General features: G+C 64.2%; 11 protein-coding genes and 1 pseudogene. 5 read left to right on the forward strand and 7 right to left on the reverse strand.

Annotated features, from left to right (window positions below):
• Positions 1-27 precede the first annotated feature (27 nt).
• From AB4851_RS13325 to AB4851_RS13335, 3 genes and pseudogenes are all read right to left on the reverse strand, one after another.
• The gene (locus AB4851_RS13325) at positions 28-651 is read right to left on the reverse strand and encodes a lipocalin family protein (RefSeq protein ID WP_414447593.1); all 624 of its coding nucleotides are present in this window, start codon (positions 649-651) and stop codon (positions 28-30) included.
• Positions 648-1,742, reverse strand: a complete 1,095-nt coding sequence (locus tag AB4851_RS13330) for a class I SAM-dependent methyltransferase (RefSeq protein WP_414447594.1) — start codon at positions 1,740-1,742, stop codon at positions 648-650. The genes AB4851_RS13325 and AB4851_RS13330 overlap by 4 nt, the downstream gene beginning before the upstream one ends.
• A 25-nt stretch (positions 1,743-1,767) precedes the next feature.
• Positions 1,768-2,564, reverse strand: a pseudogene (locus tag AB4851_RS13335) (DUF1295 domain-containing protein).
• Positions 2,565-2,998: 434 nt separating this feature from the next.
• Here AB4851_RS13335 and AB4851_RS13340 point away from each other — a divergent pair.
• Together AB4851_RS13340 and AB4851_RS13345 are read left to right on the forward strand one after the other, a co-directional pair.
• Positions 2,999-3,919: a retron St85 family effector protein gene (locus tag AB4851_RS13340; RefSeq protein WP_414447595.1), complete on the forward strand. Its 921-nt coding sequence runs from the start codon at positions 2,999-3,001 to the stop codon at positions 3,917-3,919.
• Positions 3,920-3,948: 29 nt separating this feature from the next.
• On the forward strand, positions 3,949-4,845 hold the full coding sequence (locus AB4851_RS13345) for a retron St85 family RNA-directed DNA polymerase (RefSeq protein ID WP_414447596.1): 897 nt from the start codon (positions 3,949-3,951) through the stop codon (positions 4,843-4,845).
• Between the two features lie 520 nt (positions 4,846-5,365).
• Here AB4851_RS13345 and AB4851_RS13350 read toward each other — a convergent pair.
• Both AB4851_RS13350 and AB4851_RS13355 read right to left on the reverse strand, forming a co-directional pair.
• Positions 5,366-6,136: an anti-sigma factor domain-containing protein gene (locus AB4851_RS13350; protein WP_414447597.1), complete on the reverse strand. Its 771-nt coding sequence runs from the start codon at positions 6,134-6,136 to the stop codon at positions 5,366-5,368.
• A complete protein-coding gene (locus AB4851_RS13355; protein WP_414449185.1) occupies positions 6,133-6,699 on the reverse strand; it encodes a sigma-70 family RNA polymerase sigma factor in 567 nt (188 codons plus the stop codon). Before AB4851_RS13355 ends, AB4851_RS13350 begins: the two co-directional genes overlap by 4 nt.
• Before the next feature lie 363 nt (positions 6,700-7,062).
• On the opposite strand from AB4851_RS13355, the gene AB4851_RS13360 reads away from it, so the two are divergent.
• The 3 genes from AB4851_RS13360 (at position 7,063) to AB4851_RS13370 (ending at position 11,346) form a co-directional block, all read left to right on the forward strand.
• The gene (locus AB4851_RS13360) at positions 7,063-9,318 is read left to right on the forward strand and encodes a TonB-dependent siderophore receptor (RefSeq protein ID WP_414449186.1); all 2,256 of its coding nucleotides are present in this window, start codon (positions 7,063-7,065) and stop codon (positions 9,316-9,318) included.
• A 26-nt stretch (positions 9,319-9,344) separates the two neighbouring features.
• Complete coding sequence (gene pnuC / locus AB4851_RS13365; protein WP_414447598.1) at positions 9,345-9,971, forward strand: nicotinamide riboside transporter PnuC; 627 nt, start codon at positions 9,345-9,347, stop codon at positions 9,969-9,971.
• A gap of 196 nt (positions 9,972-10,167) precedes the next feature.
• Positions 10,168-11,346 (forward strand): phosphotransferase enzyme family protein, encoded by a 1,179-nt coding sequence (locus AB4851_RS13370; RefSeq protein WP_414447599.1) that lies wholly within the window; start codon positions 10,168-10,170, stop codon positions 11,344-11,346.
• Between the two features lie 25 nt (positions 11,347-11,371).
• Here the strand turns inward: AB4851_RS13370 and AB4851_RS13375 are convergent, their stop codons facing one another.
• Together AB4851_RS13375 and AB4851_RS13380 are read right to left on the reverse strand one after the other, a co-directional pair.
• On the reverse strand, positions 11,372-12,469 hold the full coding sequence (locus tag AB4851_RS13375) for a S1 family peptidase (RefSeq protein WP_414447600.1): 1,098 nt from the start codon (positions 12,467-12,469) through the stop codon (positions 11,372-11,374).
• A 143-nt stretch (positions 12,470-12,612) separates the two neighbouring features.
• Positions 12,613-13,596 carry a hypothetical protein gene (locus AB4851_RS13380; RefSeq protein ID WP_414447601.1) on the reverse strand — a complete coding sequence of 328 codons (984 nt, stop codon included), beginning with the start codon at positions 13,594-13,596 and terminating at the stop codon, positions 12,613-12,615.
• Positions 13,597-13,622: the final 26 nt, after the last annotated feature.

Raw genomic sequence — 13,622 nt, forward strand, 5'->3', positions numbered from 1 at the left:
CGCCCCCACGGATGCAGCCGCGTGCGATCAATCCTTGCCGTCGGGCCGCGCGAAGCCCGGCTGGCCGAGTTGCGCGGGCGTTTGCGCGACCTGGCGGAAGCGCGCCGTGTCGTAGCCCATCGCGTCGAGCCGCGCCAGCAGCGCCCGATAGGTCGCCGCGTCGATCCGCGGCTCGCGCGCGAGGATCCAGCCGAGCGATTTGCCGGGATAGCCGAGGATCGTGTAGCGGTAGTCCGGATCGACGTAGAGCGTCAACTGGCTCACGTACACCGGCCAGAACAGCCGCACGCGCCAGGCCCCGCCGCCGCTGCCCGGCTGCACCGTATCCACGAAGCTGTGCGTGGTTTCCGGCGCGTCGAAGCTGCCTTTGCGGCCCGCGAAACCGTCGTCGATCCGGCCGTCCTCGCGCAGCGCCCAGTGCACGCGGCTGCCCACGAAGCCGCGTTCCGCGAAGTAGGGGATGTTCGCGATCACGTACCAGCGGCCCATGTAGCGCGGCAGATCGACCGGCACCGTTTGCAGCGGCACGGCTGCGCGCGGGTTCGGGTTCGGCGGGTCGTTCGAGCAGGCAGACAGCGCCGGCAGCAGCGCGGCGGCGGCCACCACGAGCACACTCGCGCGGGCCAGGCGGATCAGGCGTGCGCGGCTCATCGCGACACCTGGCGCTTTTCGAGCAGGCAGTGCGCCACGCCCCATTCGCGGCCGTGCGCATAGCCGAACAGTTCCGCCACCGCCATGTAGAACATGCGCCAGCGCTGGAACCACAGCGCTGCGTCCGCCCCGTAGACGCCCTCGAACACCGGCATCACCGCCTCGCGCTCGTCGTCCAGCGAGGCCAGCCATTGCTCGGCGGTGCGCGCGTAGTGGCGGCCGTCGAGCCACCATTGGCGCGAGACGCGCAGGTCGTCCTGGAAGTGCAGCAGCAGCGTGGCCGACGGCATCGTGCCGCCCGTGAAGAAATGGCGCGACATCCAGTCCGTGCCGTCCTGCGAATCGAAGTGATAGGCCGCCGTGCGGTGCGCGAAGTGATGGACGAACAGCCGGCCGTCGTCGTGCAGCCAGCTCGCGATCTTGGCCAGCAGCGCGCCGTAGTTCTTCATGTGCTCGAACATCTCGATCGACACCACGCGGTCGAAGCCGCGTTCTTCCGGCGCGAAATCGAAATCGGCGATGTTGCCCGTGACGATGCGCAGGTTCGTCAGGCCGCGCTCCGCCGCGCGGCGCTCGATGAAGCGGCGCTGGCCGTGCGAATTCGACAGCCCCACGATGCGGGCCGCCGGATAGCGCTCCGCCAGCCACAGCGACAGCGAACCCCAGCCGCAACCCAGATCGAGGATGCGTTGGCCGTCCGCCAGGCCCGCGCGCTCGGCATAGCATTCGAGCATCGCGTCCTCGCCTTGCGCGAGCGTTTCCGTGCCGCGCGGGTAGTAGCCGCACGAGTATTTGAGGCGTGGGCCGAGGTGCTGCTCGAAGAACGTGTCCGGCACTTCGTAGTGCTGGCGGTTGGCGGTTTGCGTGTCGATTGCGATCGGGCTCGCGCGCAGTTCGGCCAGCAGGTGCTGGAGGGCGTCCGCGCTGCGTTCGCCGTCGTGCGCGAACGCTTCGCGCAGGCGGGTGCGCATCAATTGGCGCATGCCGGCGCGGATCAGCATGTCGGGCAGCCAGCCGCGTTCGCAGCACTGGATCAGCCAGGGTTCCGGGGCGTGCGGCGCGGGCGTGGGGTTGGTAGCGGTCGTGCTCATCGTGAGGCTCCTTGCGGTTGAGGGCTCAGCGCGGGCCGGCAGGCGGCGAGCGGCGCGGCGGCCAGGGGATCAGGGCGCTGGTGGTGCGGATGTAGTCGTCGTAGCCGGGGCGGGTGTGGATCAGGCGGGCTTCGAGTAGCGGGATGCCGGATAGCTTCATGAGTAGCCAGGCCATCACGAAGGGGGGATCAGGGTCAGCCAGCCCCAGGGCAGGCGGATCGCCAGGGCGGTGTAGGCGAACCAGTGCAGGCATTCGAAGAAGTAGTTCGGGTGGCGGGAGTAGTGCCAGAGGCCGGTGCGGCAGACTTCGCCTTTGTTTTTGGGGTTGGCGGTGAAATGGGCTAGTTGGCGATCTGCTACTCCTTCTCCTATTACTGACACGAGCCAGATTGCGATGGCGGCCAGGGCGTCGGGAGCGGCGACGGGTTCGGGGCGGAAGGCTGGGACGAAGAAGGCGATGGCCAGGATTAGGGCGACTACCGCCTGGAGTTGGAAGAACCAGAAGAAGCGGGAAGGGGCTGCGGTGCCCCATTGGTCGCGGAATTGGCGGTAACGGGCGTCTTCGGGGTGGCCGAAGTTGCGTTTCCAAAGGTGGTGGGCAAGGCGTAGGCCCCAGAGGGTGCCACCGATGGCTACGAGCCAGCGGTTTGATGGGGCGCCGGTGCCGGTTAGGGCGGTCAGGATTGCGACTAGCGCGAGGCCGAAGGCCCAGATCGGGTCGATCATGCCGGCGTTCTGGCTGCGGAGTTGCCAGAGCCAGACGGCGGTGAATAGCGCGATCAGGGTTGCGGCGGATAGGGCGACGGACAGGGGGAGGGGCATGAGGGGTCCGGGGTCGGGGGGCTCATGGGGAGATACGGATGGGGGGGGGCGGTGGATGCAGGGGCGAGCAATTAGAGAAAAATTGGTACTTACGTCGCCTCAAGTGGGGTCGCAGGCGCAGATGGGCGCTACTAGCCCCGAGTATGACGATCCACAGCCATGCCAGCTATGCCCGTATGTCGAGACGACTTCAAAATGTAAAGTATCTATTTGTTGAAATCGACTAGGCATTGACTTCGTGTTCGTTGCCTGCATAAAATGTCGTGCCTTTACGCGGTTCTACGATGCGGGTTGCGTAGAATAGTCGGGCGTTTCGCCAGACTGACAATGATTGACCGAGTTTACCGCCGCGAAAGCGCTTTCGGGTTTTCCTGCGGGCACTCGGAAAACCCGAAAGCGCTTTCGCGGCGCACTTTAGGTAAGGCAATAATTAAATGAGCGATCTTAGCACGTCGCTTTCGCCAAAAATTGATCTTGAGAAATCACGTGTGAAGCCCTACGAGGGCTTCATTTTTTTGTGCGGCGGCCCTGCGGATATCACATCCGTTTTTCCTACGTCTTTGCGAGATGCCATTTATCGTGAATTGGTAAAAAGCGATTCCGACGAAGGGCGAATCAGAGTTGCGGAGCATTACAAAGATTGGGCACACGATTCCGTCTATAATGATCTGGTTTTATTTGAGCAGCATATAGCCGAACTTTCTTCTATCATTGTATTGGTTTTGGAAAGTCCTGGCGCCATTGCGGAATTGGGGCTTTTTGCCGCCATTGGCGCATTTCGAGAAAAGCTCCTTGTATTTGTTGATACTCAATACTATAGATCAAATTCATTCATCAAACTGGGGCCTGTCGATTTTTTGGAGAAAACTCATGGAAATCCTGCAGAAGTCCATCGGTGGCTAAATAACAGACAACAAGTTGATGGCAAGCTTGCAGCTGATTTGCAATCAGAAGTTGCGGACGCAATCCGCGTGAGGCTTGCTAAGAAAGGGACTGAAAAACCCTTTGACCCCAATCAGTGGCTTCATTTTGCTTTATTGGTTTGTGATTTCATTGATCTGTATTCTGCGCTGACAATTCGAGAGCTGAGGGGCTTGCTCGGAGACGTTGGCCTACCTAAAACAGAGCATGAAATTAAACAGGTTCTTTATTTGCTCGAGCGAGTGAAATTAATTGCAATGGAGCCAAAGGGAGATCAGCGATTCTATGTCGGAATTAATGACCATCAATATTTAAGATTGCATATTGATGGGGCGGCGTTTGATGCGGCGCGTTTCCGAAGTGATACTTTGGCTAGGTACGGCGCATCCGATAAGAAGCGATTTCGTGCAATCCAAGAAGTCCGAGGCCGTTAATTATGGCGTATGCGAATATTTTAAGACGAATGGCCGGTGACTTGGGAATGCTTCCAGGGCAGCTTGCGAGCATCATTAAGACAGCCCCGTTGCGATATAAAGTTTTTACTATTCCAAAACGTGATGGATCGCGTCGGGTAGTGGCTCAGCCTGCTCGTGAGGTCAAGGCGATACAGCGATGGATAATCAATCAGCTCCGCCCACAACTTCCATTGCACAATGCCGTAATGGCTTACGAGCCAGGCAAATCCATCAAAAAAAATGCAGAACGGCATTTGGGTAGCCGTTTTTTACTAAAAATGGATTTCTCAAATTTTTTCACATCAATAACCGCCAAGGATTTATACGATCATCTCGATCGGCACTGTGGCGATCAAATCTCACTTGAGGATCGTCGCATTATCGTCAGGGCGTGTACATGGCTACCCGAACGCAATTCTATTTTGCAATTATGCATTGGCGCCCCAAGTTCGCCATTGCTTTCCAATAGTGTAATGTACGATTTTGATTGTGCAATTTCACAGAGGGCGCAGTCTGATGGCGTGATCTACACTAGATATGCAGACGATATTGCTCTGTCGTCCACCCACGCAGGGCTTTTATCTGACTACGTAGATTTCGTAACCGCGACACTAGCTAGGTTGACATATCCTCAGGTTAAGATAAATCGTTCTAAAACAGTACATGCATCTCGTGCAGGCCGACGTGTTGTGACTGGGATAGTTTTGACGCCGGACGGCGGACTATCAGTGGGGCGTGACAGAAAAAGGTTAGTAAGGTCCATGTTCCATCGGAGAATCTTAGGCTTGCTAACAACCGAAGAATCAGATGCCCTTGACGGGCTTCTCGCGTTTATTGATGACGTTGAGCCTGGATTCTCTGATAGACTAAAGGCGGCGGAACTTAGGAAAGCTGCTCGACCTTGATGATGGTCACACTTCAGTTCGTGACAGTGCCAACCGGCACGACAGAACGGAGGCATGCATTTCGCAGGAAGCCGAATTTTAAGATTCTTGGTGATTCGATGCCTAAATCCATTAACCTCGCCTTCTGATTTTTCCATAATTCGGCATGACAATATGTAGACTGACTTAAATTACCTGAATAAGTAATTTTTCTGGCGAAGGGAGGGTTGATTGGATTTTAAAAATTGTTATAAATGGAAGTTTTATTAATTCGGGTGTTGCGCTTAAATCAATTTTTTTACATATGGAAATTATTAATAAATCGTGACAAATTAATGGGCTGCCGCTTTTCATTCGAGGCGCTGGATTAATGGAAAGACTCGTCTGGCGGCGCAGGGCACACCCCGGAGATGCATTAACTTTGAATAGCGGGCGGCTAATTTGGCTGATCTATACTCGTCGAAATAGAAAAAATACTCAATTTAACGAGTGCATATCAAAGTTAAATTAGTTGCTGCTGGTAGTCCCGCCCACAATCCCCTCAAGAAACCCGCAAAGCCCCACTAGCAATCACCGGCCCTGTAGGCTGCCCCGTAACCGACCCACCCTCCGGCTCAACCGAAACCGCCAACGTCGCACTCGCCACCAACTGCGCCACAATCTTCGCCGGCAACGCCATCGAAGCCGGCGCATCCGCCGGGAACACGCCCAACGCAATCGGCTTCTCCCCATTAGGAATCAGCCAAAGCTCCGTCGATCGCCCACTTGCCACTTGCGGATGCACTGCCGGCACCACGACCATATTCCCGCGCTGCAAATCGACCGTCGCCGTCCAGTGCGCAACGCCGTCGGTACGGGCGAGGGTAGCGACCAGATACCCGCTCGGCTGCGAAGAAGAACCAGAAGACGCCGAAGGAGCCGAGGTCCCGCCAGACGGCCCCTCCCGCAACACCCCCAAATTCACCGCCAACAAAACCACCACCGCCAAACTCGCCCCAACCCCCACCCAGCGCCACAAATCGAGCGAATTCCACCACCCACCACCCCGCGCAGGTTGGGCCACAGAAATCGGCGCACCCGGCAAAAATCCCAAATCACGCCGAATCCGCGTCCAAACCCGCTCAGGCGGCTCCACCGCAGCAAGCTCATCAGCCAGCGGCGCCAGCCGCACCAACCAGGCATCAAGCGTCGCCCGCAACACCGCATCGCGTCGAACATCACGCTCGAGCTGCCGGCGCGAATCGGAATCAAGCACACCGAGCGCATATTCAGCGCAGCGCAGGTCGTCGTCGGAGAAGGCAGGGGTATTCATCGCTCGAGGCACAGCTTCAGTTGCAGGAGACTGCGGCGAATCCAGCTTTTCATGGTGCCGAGCGGCACGCGCAGGCGTTCAGCCAGTTCGGCATAAGTCGCACCCGTAAAGAACGCTTCGCGGATCGCACCACGCTGCTGCGTTTCGAGCGCCTGCAGGCACTGCTCGAGCCGGCGGCGTGCCTCGCTCGATTCGGCCAGTTCGGCGGGAGTGGGGGAGTCGTCTTCGATGGCGTCGGCCTGCTCGTCGTCGAGCGGGCTTTCGCGATGCTGGCGCAGGCGGTCGATGCAGCGGTTGCGGGCCAGTGTGAGCAGCCAGGTCATGGCGCTGCCGCGCTCCGCATCGAAGCTGTCGGCACGTCGCCAGGCACTGGTGTACACCTCCTGCAGCAGATCCTCGGCCTCGCTGCGGTCATGCACCATCCGCACGATCACGGCAAAAACGCGCGACGAACTGAGACGGTAGAGCGCCTCGAACGCCGGCTGGTCGCCCTGGGCGACACGTTGCAAAGCCTGGTTGAGCTGGGCGCGCCGCGCCTCGTCGGCATCGGGACTCTCGGTCATGTCGGGCGTGATCTTGACGCGCGGATTCGATGCCGCGCTGCGTCGTGGCTGAAGTGTCACGAAATATAGCATCGGCGGTGCGCCGCCGTATATCGTGCCGCTCCAGCCTGCCTGTCTGATCGTCATGGTGGCGCGTCCGTCGTTACCGATATCTGTACATACGGACGAACCGGCACGCAGGATGCAGCCGATTGCGCAACCGGCGCGTCGCACACCGTTGCCTGGCCGCATCGGCCGGCCTGCGGCGGGCCGCCGCTGCGCTATGATCACGCCTTTTACGCGCCCCGCCCGGCGCGGGCCGCGGGTTTGCCCCGGTTTGAGCGGTTTCCCTGTTACTCCCCTGATTTCCAGATGACTCGACGAATGCCCGCGGCTGCGCTGCGGAAACTCCCGCGACCGCGCACGTTGCAGCGGCAACTCGGCCTCGGTTTGACAGTGATGGCGGCCCACGCCGTCGCCGCCCCGGCCGATGCGCCGGCCGCCGCGCCGGTGCCGGCCTCCGAAACGCGTACCGGCAAGGACGACGCTACCGCCACCCGCGTGCTGCCGGCGGTCGCCGTGTCGGGCCGGGCGGATACATCGTGGCGCGCACGCACGGCGTCGGTCACGGGCCGCGACGACGCGTCGATCCTCAACACGCCGGCCTCGGTCACGGTGGTGACGGCCGCGCAGATCGCCGACCAGCAAGCGAAGACGGTAGCCGACGTGCTGCGCAACGACGCCTCGGTTAACGCGGACTACACGCCGGTGGGCTATTACGGCAACTTCACGATCCGCGGCTTCCCGCTCGATCCGGCGAGCGCGCTGCGGCTGGATGGCCTCGCGCTGTCGGGCGAACAGAACGTGCCGCTGGAAAACAAGGCGCGCGTGGAGATCCTGAAAGGGTTGGCGGCGATCGACAGCGGCGTGCTGTCGCCGGGCGGGGTGGTCAACTTCGTCAGCAAGCGGCCGGAGAACGTGTCGAGCGTGACGGCGGGCGTGGACAGCCGCGGCTCGACCTCGGCCTCGGTGGACCTGGGCCGCCGCTTCGGCCCGGACAATCAGTTCGGGTTCCGGATCAACGCGGCGAAGGAAAACATCCATTCGTACGTGGACGACGCGAACGGCCGCCGCACGTTCGGCTCGATCGCGGCGGACTGGAACATCACGCCGCGCGCGAGCCTGCAGGTCAACGCGGAATTCCAGCAGTGGATCCAGCGCTCGGTGTCGGGCTATCAACTGCTGGGCGGCACGGTGGTGCCGCCGGCGGCCTCCACCTCGAAGCTGCTCGGCGTGCAGCCGTGGGCCAAGCCGGTCACGACCGACGCGCTGAACCTCAACGCCCGCTTCGACTACGCGTTCAACGACGACTGGCGCGCCTACGTCACGGGCGGGCGCAGCCGCACGATGATCGACGACAACGTGGCGTTCGCCTACGGCTGCGGCTATTCGCCGAGCTGCGGCGCGGGCGGCACCTCGCCGTTCTTCTTCGCGTCGAACGGCGATTTCGACGTATACGACTACCGCAGCCCCGGCGAATACCGCCGCAACGACGAAGTGCGCGCGGCCGTGTCGGGCAAGTTCACGACCGGCCCGCTGCGTCACGACGTGCTGTTCGGCGTGGGCGCATTGCATCGCGTGGTGCGGCTGTCGGATGCCGTCTACGACTACGTGGGCACCGACAATATCTACGGCCCCGATCAGGCGTTCGCGCCGTCGCCGAACGAGGCGAGCGTGTCGTATCCGCAGCTCGACGCGTGGCAGGTGTCGCTGTTCGCGTCGGACAAGATCAGCCTGGGCGATCACTGGCAGGTGCTGCTGGGCGGCCGTCAGGTGCTGCTGCGCCAGCGCGCCTGGACCAGCCAGGACGGCGACACCACCCGCACCGATCGCACCAAGTTCCTGCCGCAACTGGCGCTGGTCTACAAGCCGGTCGCGCCGCTGACGTTCTACGGCTCGTACAGCAAGGATCTGTCGCTCGGCGATCAGGCGCCGGTGCGCGCCAGCAACGCCTACGCGTTCCTGCCGCCGATCGAATCGAACGCCTATGAAGTGGGCGCGAAATACGACTGGGCCAACCGCCTGACGCTGACGGCCGCCGCGTTCACGATCAGCCGGCCGTTCCAGTTCGCGCAGCCTGACTCGTCGGACGCCGGTTACACGTTCGTGCAGCAGGGCCGCGAGCGCCACGACGGCATCGAGCTGGGCGCGTCGGGCCAGGTGACCGAGCGGCTCGCGCTGAACGCGTCGCTGACGGCGATCCGCGCGCGGGCCTACGATTCGGGTTCGCCCGCCTACGAAGGCCATCAGGTGATCAACACGCCGCCGCTGCGCGCCACGCTGAACGCCGACTACGCAGTGCCGGGCCTGCCGGGCTTCCATCTGCTCGGCGGCCTCGAATACAGCGCCGGCCGCACGGCCAACGAGGAAGGCACGGCGCGCGTGCCGGGCTGGATCGTGGTGAACGCGGGCGCGCGCTACAGCACCAAGCTCGGCGGCCATCGCATCACGGCGCGGTTGTGGGTCGACAACCTGTTCAACCGCTATTACTGGCGCGACGCCGGCGAGCAGCAGGGCGACGCCTACCTGTTCCTCGGCGCGCCGCGCACGGCGCGGATGTCGGTCACGTACGACTTCTGAGCGTCGCGCGCCCCGGAGACCGCCCCATGTCACCTCTCGAAATTGCCGGTGTGATCGTCAGCGCGCTGGCGATCTGGCTGACGGCGCGGCGCAACATGCTGTGCTGGCCGATCGGGCTGGCGTCGGTCGCGCTGTACGCGTGGATCTTCCTCGACGCCAAGCTGTATTCGGACATGCTGCTGCAAGGCGCATTCGCCGCGCTGCAATTGTTTGGCTGGTATCGCTGGCTGGTGCAGCGGCGCGCATCGGCCGGCCAGCCCGGCGATGGCGACCAGCCGGTGCTGCCCGAGCGCGACGTCGGCTTGCGCCGCCTCGCGCCGGGGCTGTTCGCGGCCGTGGTGCTCAGTGTGCTGCTGGGCAGCGCGATGGCGCACTGGACCGACGCCTCGCTGCCGTATGTCGACGCCACGCTGACGGCGTTCAGCCTCGTCGCCCAATACTGGACGGCGCGCCGCTATATCGCGTCGTGGCAGCTGTGGCTGGTGGTGGACGTGATCTACGTGGGCATGTTCGTCTACAAGGCGCTGTATCTGACGGCCGGGCTGTATGCGCTGTTCGTGGTGCTGGCCGCGATCGGCTGGCGCGATTGGGCGAGGGCGCTGGCGCGCGCGGATGCCGAAGCCGAAGCCGTGCGGCTGGAGACGAGCCGATGAGGCGCGTCGGATCGGCCGCTTGGGTTCGCCGGCTCGACGAGGCCACGCATGAGCACCGATTTGCCCTGGGACTCGGTCAATTCCATCGGCCAACTTGGCCTGCCGACGCAGCGAGGCCACGCATGAGCGCTGATTGCCCCCGAGGCTTGGTCAATACCATCGGCCAACTTCGCCTGCCGGCGCAACGAGGCCACGCATGACCCCCGATTCCCCCCACGACCCCGCCGAGGACGCCGCACCCGCGCCGCTCCAGTTCACTGTCGATGGCGAAACGGCCGAACGCGACTGGCCACTGATCACGCGCGCCGAAGTGGCCGGGCTGCTGGCCGATTTCCCGCAGGCGGCCGAACTCGCGCGGCTGTCCTGGCACAGCCCCCGGCCGTTCTCGGCCGCCGTGCTGGCCAGTGCAGGCGACGGCGCGGAACTGTTCGTCAAGCGTCACCACGCGGCGATCCGCGACGTGGCCGGCTTGGAAGAAGAGCACCGCTTCATGGCGCACCTGCGCGCGCTGGGCGTGCCGGTGGCCGAGGTGCTGACCGACGTGGCGGGCCGAACCGCTGTGGCGCGCGGCGACTGGACCTACGAGGTGCATCGCGTGTCGCCGGGCGTGGATACCTATCGCGGCGTGATGTCGTGGAAGCCGTTCTTCCACACGACCCACGCGGCGGCGGCCGGGCGCATGCTGGCCACGCTGCATCGCGCGGCAGCCGTTTACGACGCGCCTGCGCGCGAGTTGCGGCCCCTGTTGACGAGCTTTCGCGTGTTGTCCTCGCCCGACCTGGGCGCGGCGCTCGACGCTTGGGTCCACGCGCAGCCGGGCCTGGCGCGCGCGCTCGACGGCCGCGACTGGCACGCCGACGTAATGCGCGAGATCGCACCGTTCCATCGCGAACTCGTGCCGCTGCTCGACACGCTCGCGCCGTGCTGGACCCACGGCGACTGGCACGCCTCGAACCTGCTCTGGACCGGCGACGACGCCGCCGCCGAGGTGGTCAGCGTGCTCGATTTCGGCCTGAGCGACCGCACCTGCGCCGTGCTCGATCTCGCCACGGCGATCGAGCGCAACCTCGTCGATTGGCTGGCATCGGCGGAATCGCGCCGCATCGAGTTCGCGCAACTCGACGCGCTGCTCGACGGCTACGAATCGGTGCAGCCGCTCGCGCGCGACGCCTACCGCGCGCTGATCGCGCTGCTGCCGATCGCGCATGCCGAGTTCGCGCTGTCGGAAGTGGAGTATTTCAACGGGATCTTGTCGTCGCCGGTGGGCACCGAGGCGGCCTACGACGGCTACCTGATCGGCCATGCGCGCTGGTTCGCCGGGCCGGACGGTCAGCGGCTGCTGGACGCGCTGCGCGCGCGGATGCCGGCCGCCTGAGCGCAGCCCGCCCGCGCATCACGCGTTATTGTGCGGGCGGCTTCGGTTGTGGCTGAGGCTGAGGCTGCGTGGCCTGTGCCGGGTTCCACACCACGGCGTTGTCCACCGCGTAGAAGCGGTACGTCACATGCGCCTGCTGCCATTGCTGCTGGAACTGCGCCAGTTCGGCCGAGGTGGAAATCGAACCGAACTTGCCGTCGCTCGTGAACACGAACGCGCGCGGCGGCGCGAGCAGCAGGAATTGTCGGTAGGCCAGCACCACGGGCGCCTTCTGGGCGGCCGGCACGGGCAGGGCGTTCAGGTCCGAGATCGCCGCGAAGCCGCTGCCGAGCGCGTGCCCGTCGGGCGAGAACTGGATGCCCACGCCCTTCATCGTGGTCTGCCAGGCGGCCACTTCCTTCCCGTAGCGGTCGGGCAGTTGCGCGACCCATTCGGCCGGATACGAAAACGCGAAATTCTCGGTGGCGGTGGCCACCGAGCGCACCACGCCGATCAACCGGCCCTGTTCGTCGAACAGGCCGCCGCCGCTCGACCCGCTGGCCACCGGCGTGGACGACTGGATGATCGGCACCTGGCTCTCCGGCTCCTGGCGCAGCGAGGAGATCAGCCCGTCGGTCAGCGACAGCTCCAGCCCGCGCGGGCTCGAAATCACATACACGCGCTGCCCGACGCGCAGCGTGCTGATCGGCGCGATCGGCACCGGCTGGCGATCGATGCCGCCGGCCACGCGCAGCAGGCACATGTCGCGGCGGTTGTCGGGGTCGCGCAGCACTTCGTCCACGTTGACGGTGTCGGGGCCGTTGGTCAGCTTGATGTCGATGGCCTTCTCGACCACATGGCAGGCCGTGATGAAACGGCCCGGCGCGATCAATACCGCGCTGCCGATCATGAACTGGTTGTTTTCGGGTTGGGCCGCCTTGACTGTCCAGATCTTCGGCGAGACGGTGGCGAACACCTGTTCGGCGTGCGTCGCGCCCGGCTGCGGGGCGGCTTGGGAAGCTTGTGGCGCTTGGGAAGCTTGGGGCGGGGCGGGCTGCTGGGCGAGTGCGCCGGTGCCGATCCCGGCGAGCAGCCAGAGCGCATGACGCCAGGCCGCGGCGCTGTGTTTCCTGTCGATGCGCATGTGAGGTTCCTCGTGGGGCAACGATGCGGTGGCGATCCGTCAGGCAAGGCGCGGCGGGAAACACGGGCAGATCGGGCCACCGATTATAGTCGGTGGCGCCGTGGGGATGCGGAAGCTGGAAGGCGGGGAAACGGCCGCGCGCGTCAACCGATCTCGGTAAAGCGCGCGCTGTCGAGCGGCAGCTTCAGGCGCGCCGCCATGCGCTCGAACGCGCGATCCCAACCGGCCGATTGCGGCACATGGCGGTCGTAGATCTCGCCGAGCTTGCGGAACAGCGCCTCGCTCGGCATGCCGCCGTGCTGCTGGTAAGCCGCGTGCCATTCCTGGATGCAGGCCAGCGGCATGGCTACCGCCGCGTCGCGCACGAACGCGGCGCGATCGATGCCGCTCGTCATCGCCTGCTCGGTGAAACGCAGCGTCTGGAACACCGCTTCGCCCTCGTCGGTCAGGCGCTCGTGGCGGTACGAGGCCGGGTCGGCCGCGTGTTCGCGCGGGCCGCGCTGGGCGTGCGTGACCTCGTGGATGATGGTCAGCGCGGCCAGCGTCGTGTTCTCCATCATCTGCGTGTTGAGCAGGATCGTGCCCACGCCGCGCTGCGGCTCGCGCTCGTATTTGACGGTGCCGCTGCGCGCGTCGTAGTACGGCGCGGCGTTGCGGATGGTGCAGGACGTCTCCCGCGTCGGATGGAGGCTGAAGCCGGCCTGCCGCGCCCACTGCAGGCACTGCGCCACCATCGGCCAGCGCGCGGCGGCGCGCGAGCCGTCGTATTTCATCTCGTCGAAGTGCGGGCGGCGCGACGGCGCGGGCGCAGCCGGTGCCGTCGCGAGCCCGTGCGAGCGGGCCGCAACCATCGTGCGCAGGTGCGGGCTGGGTGGTGGAGACGCGGCGTGGCGGGTCGAAGCAGGCTCCCCGGCGTCGCTTGCCGACGTGGACAGCACCGGGCGGGCCGTGATCCTGCGTGACGCGCCGTTCCGGTCGGCACCGGTGGCCGACAGATCCGCCAGCGGGCCGCCTGCCCGTGCGGTGGGTGTGCCCGGCGCGGCGGGCGCGGGGTCGGCATGCGGCGCGGTGTCCGCATGGGGATCGTGGTTCGCGTTGAGGTTCGATGTCCGCGAAATAGTCGCCATCGTTGAGTGCAATCCAGTGTTCAACT

Origin of the sequence: Burkholderia sp. 22PA0099 (assembly GCF_047497165.1) — a bacterium.
GTDB lineage: Bacteria > Pseudomonadota > Gammaproteobacteria > Burkholderiales > Burkholderiaceae > Burkholderia.

Coding starts and splice junctions, on each gene's coding strand:
- AB4851_RS13325 (WP_414447593.1), bottom strand. CDS start 651: ATGAGCCGCGCACGCCTGATCCGCCTGGCCCGCGCGAGTGTGCTCGTG.
- AB4851_RS13330 (WP_414447594.1), bottom strand. CDS start 1,742: ATGAGCACGACCGCTACCAACCCCACGCCCGCGCCGCACGCCCCGGAA.
- AB4851_RS13340 (WP_414447595.1), top strand. CDS start 2,999: ATGAGCGATCTTAGCACGTCGCTTTCGCCAAAAATTGATCTTGAGAAA.
- AB4851_RS13345 (WP_414447596.1), top strand. CDS start 3,949: ATGGCCGGTGACTTGGGAATGCTTCCAGGGCAGCTTGCGAGCATCATT.
- AB4851_RS13350 (WP_414447597.1), bottom strand. CDS start 6,136: ATGAATACCCCTGCCTTCTCCGACGACGACCTGCGCTGCGCTGAATAT.
- AB4851_RS13355 (WP_414449185.1), bottom strand. CDS start 6,699: ATGACCGAGAGTCCCGATGCCGACGAGGCGCGGCGCGCCCAGCTCAAC.
- AB4851_RS13360 (WP_414449186.1), top strand. CDS start 7,063: ATGCCCGCGGCTGCGCTGCGGAAACTCCCGCGACCGCGCACGTTGCAG.
- pnuC (WP_414447598.1), top strand. CDS start 9,345: ATGTCACCTCTCGAAATTGCCGGTGTGATCGTCAGCGCGCTGGCGATC.
- AB4851_RS13370 (WP_414447599.1), top strand. CDS start 10,168: ATGACCCCCGATTCCCCCCACGACCCCGCCGAGGACGCCGCACCCGCG.
- AB4851_RS13375 (WP_414447600.1), bottom strand. CDS start 12,469: ATGCGCATCGACAGGAAACACAGCGCCGCGGCCTGGCGTCATGCGCTC.
- AB4851_RS13380 (WP_414447601.1), bottom strand. CDS start 13,596: ATGGCGACTATTTCGCGGACATCGAACCTCAACGCGAACCACGATCCC.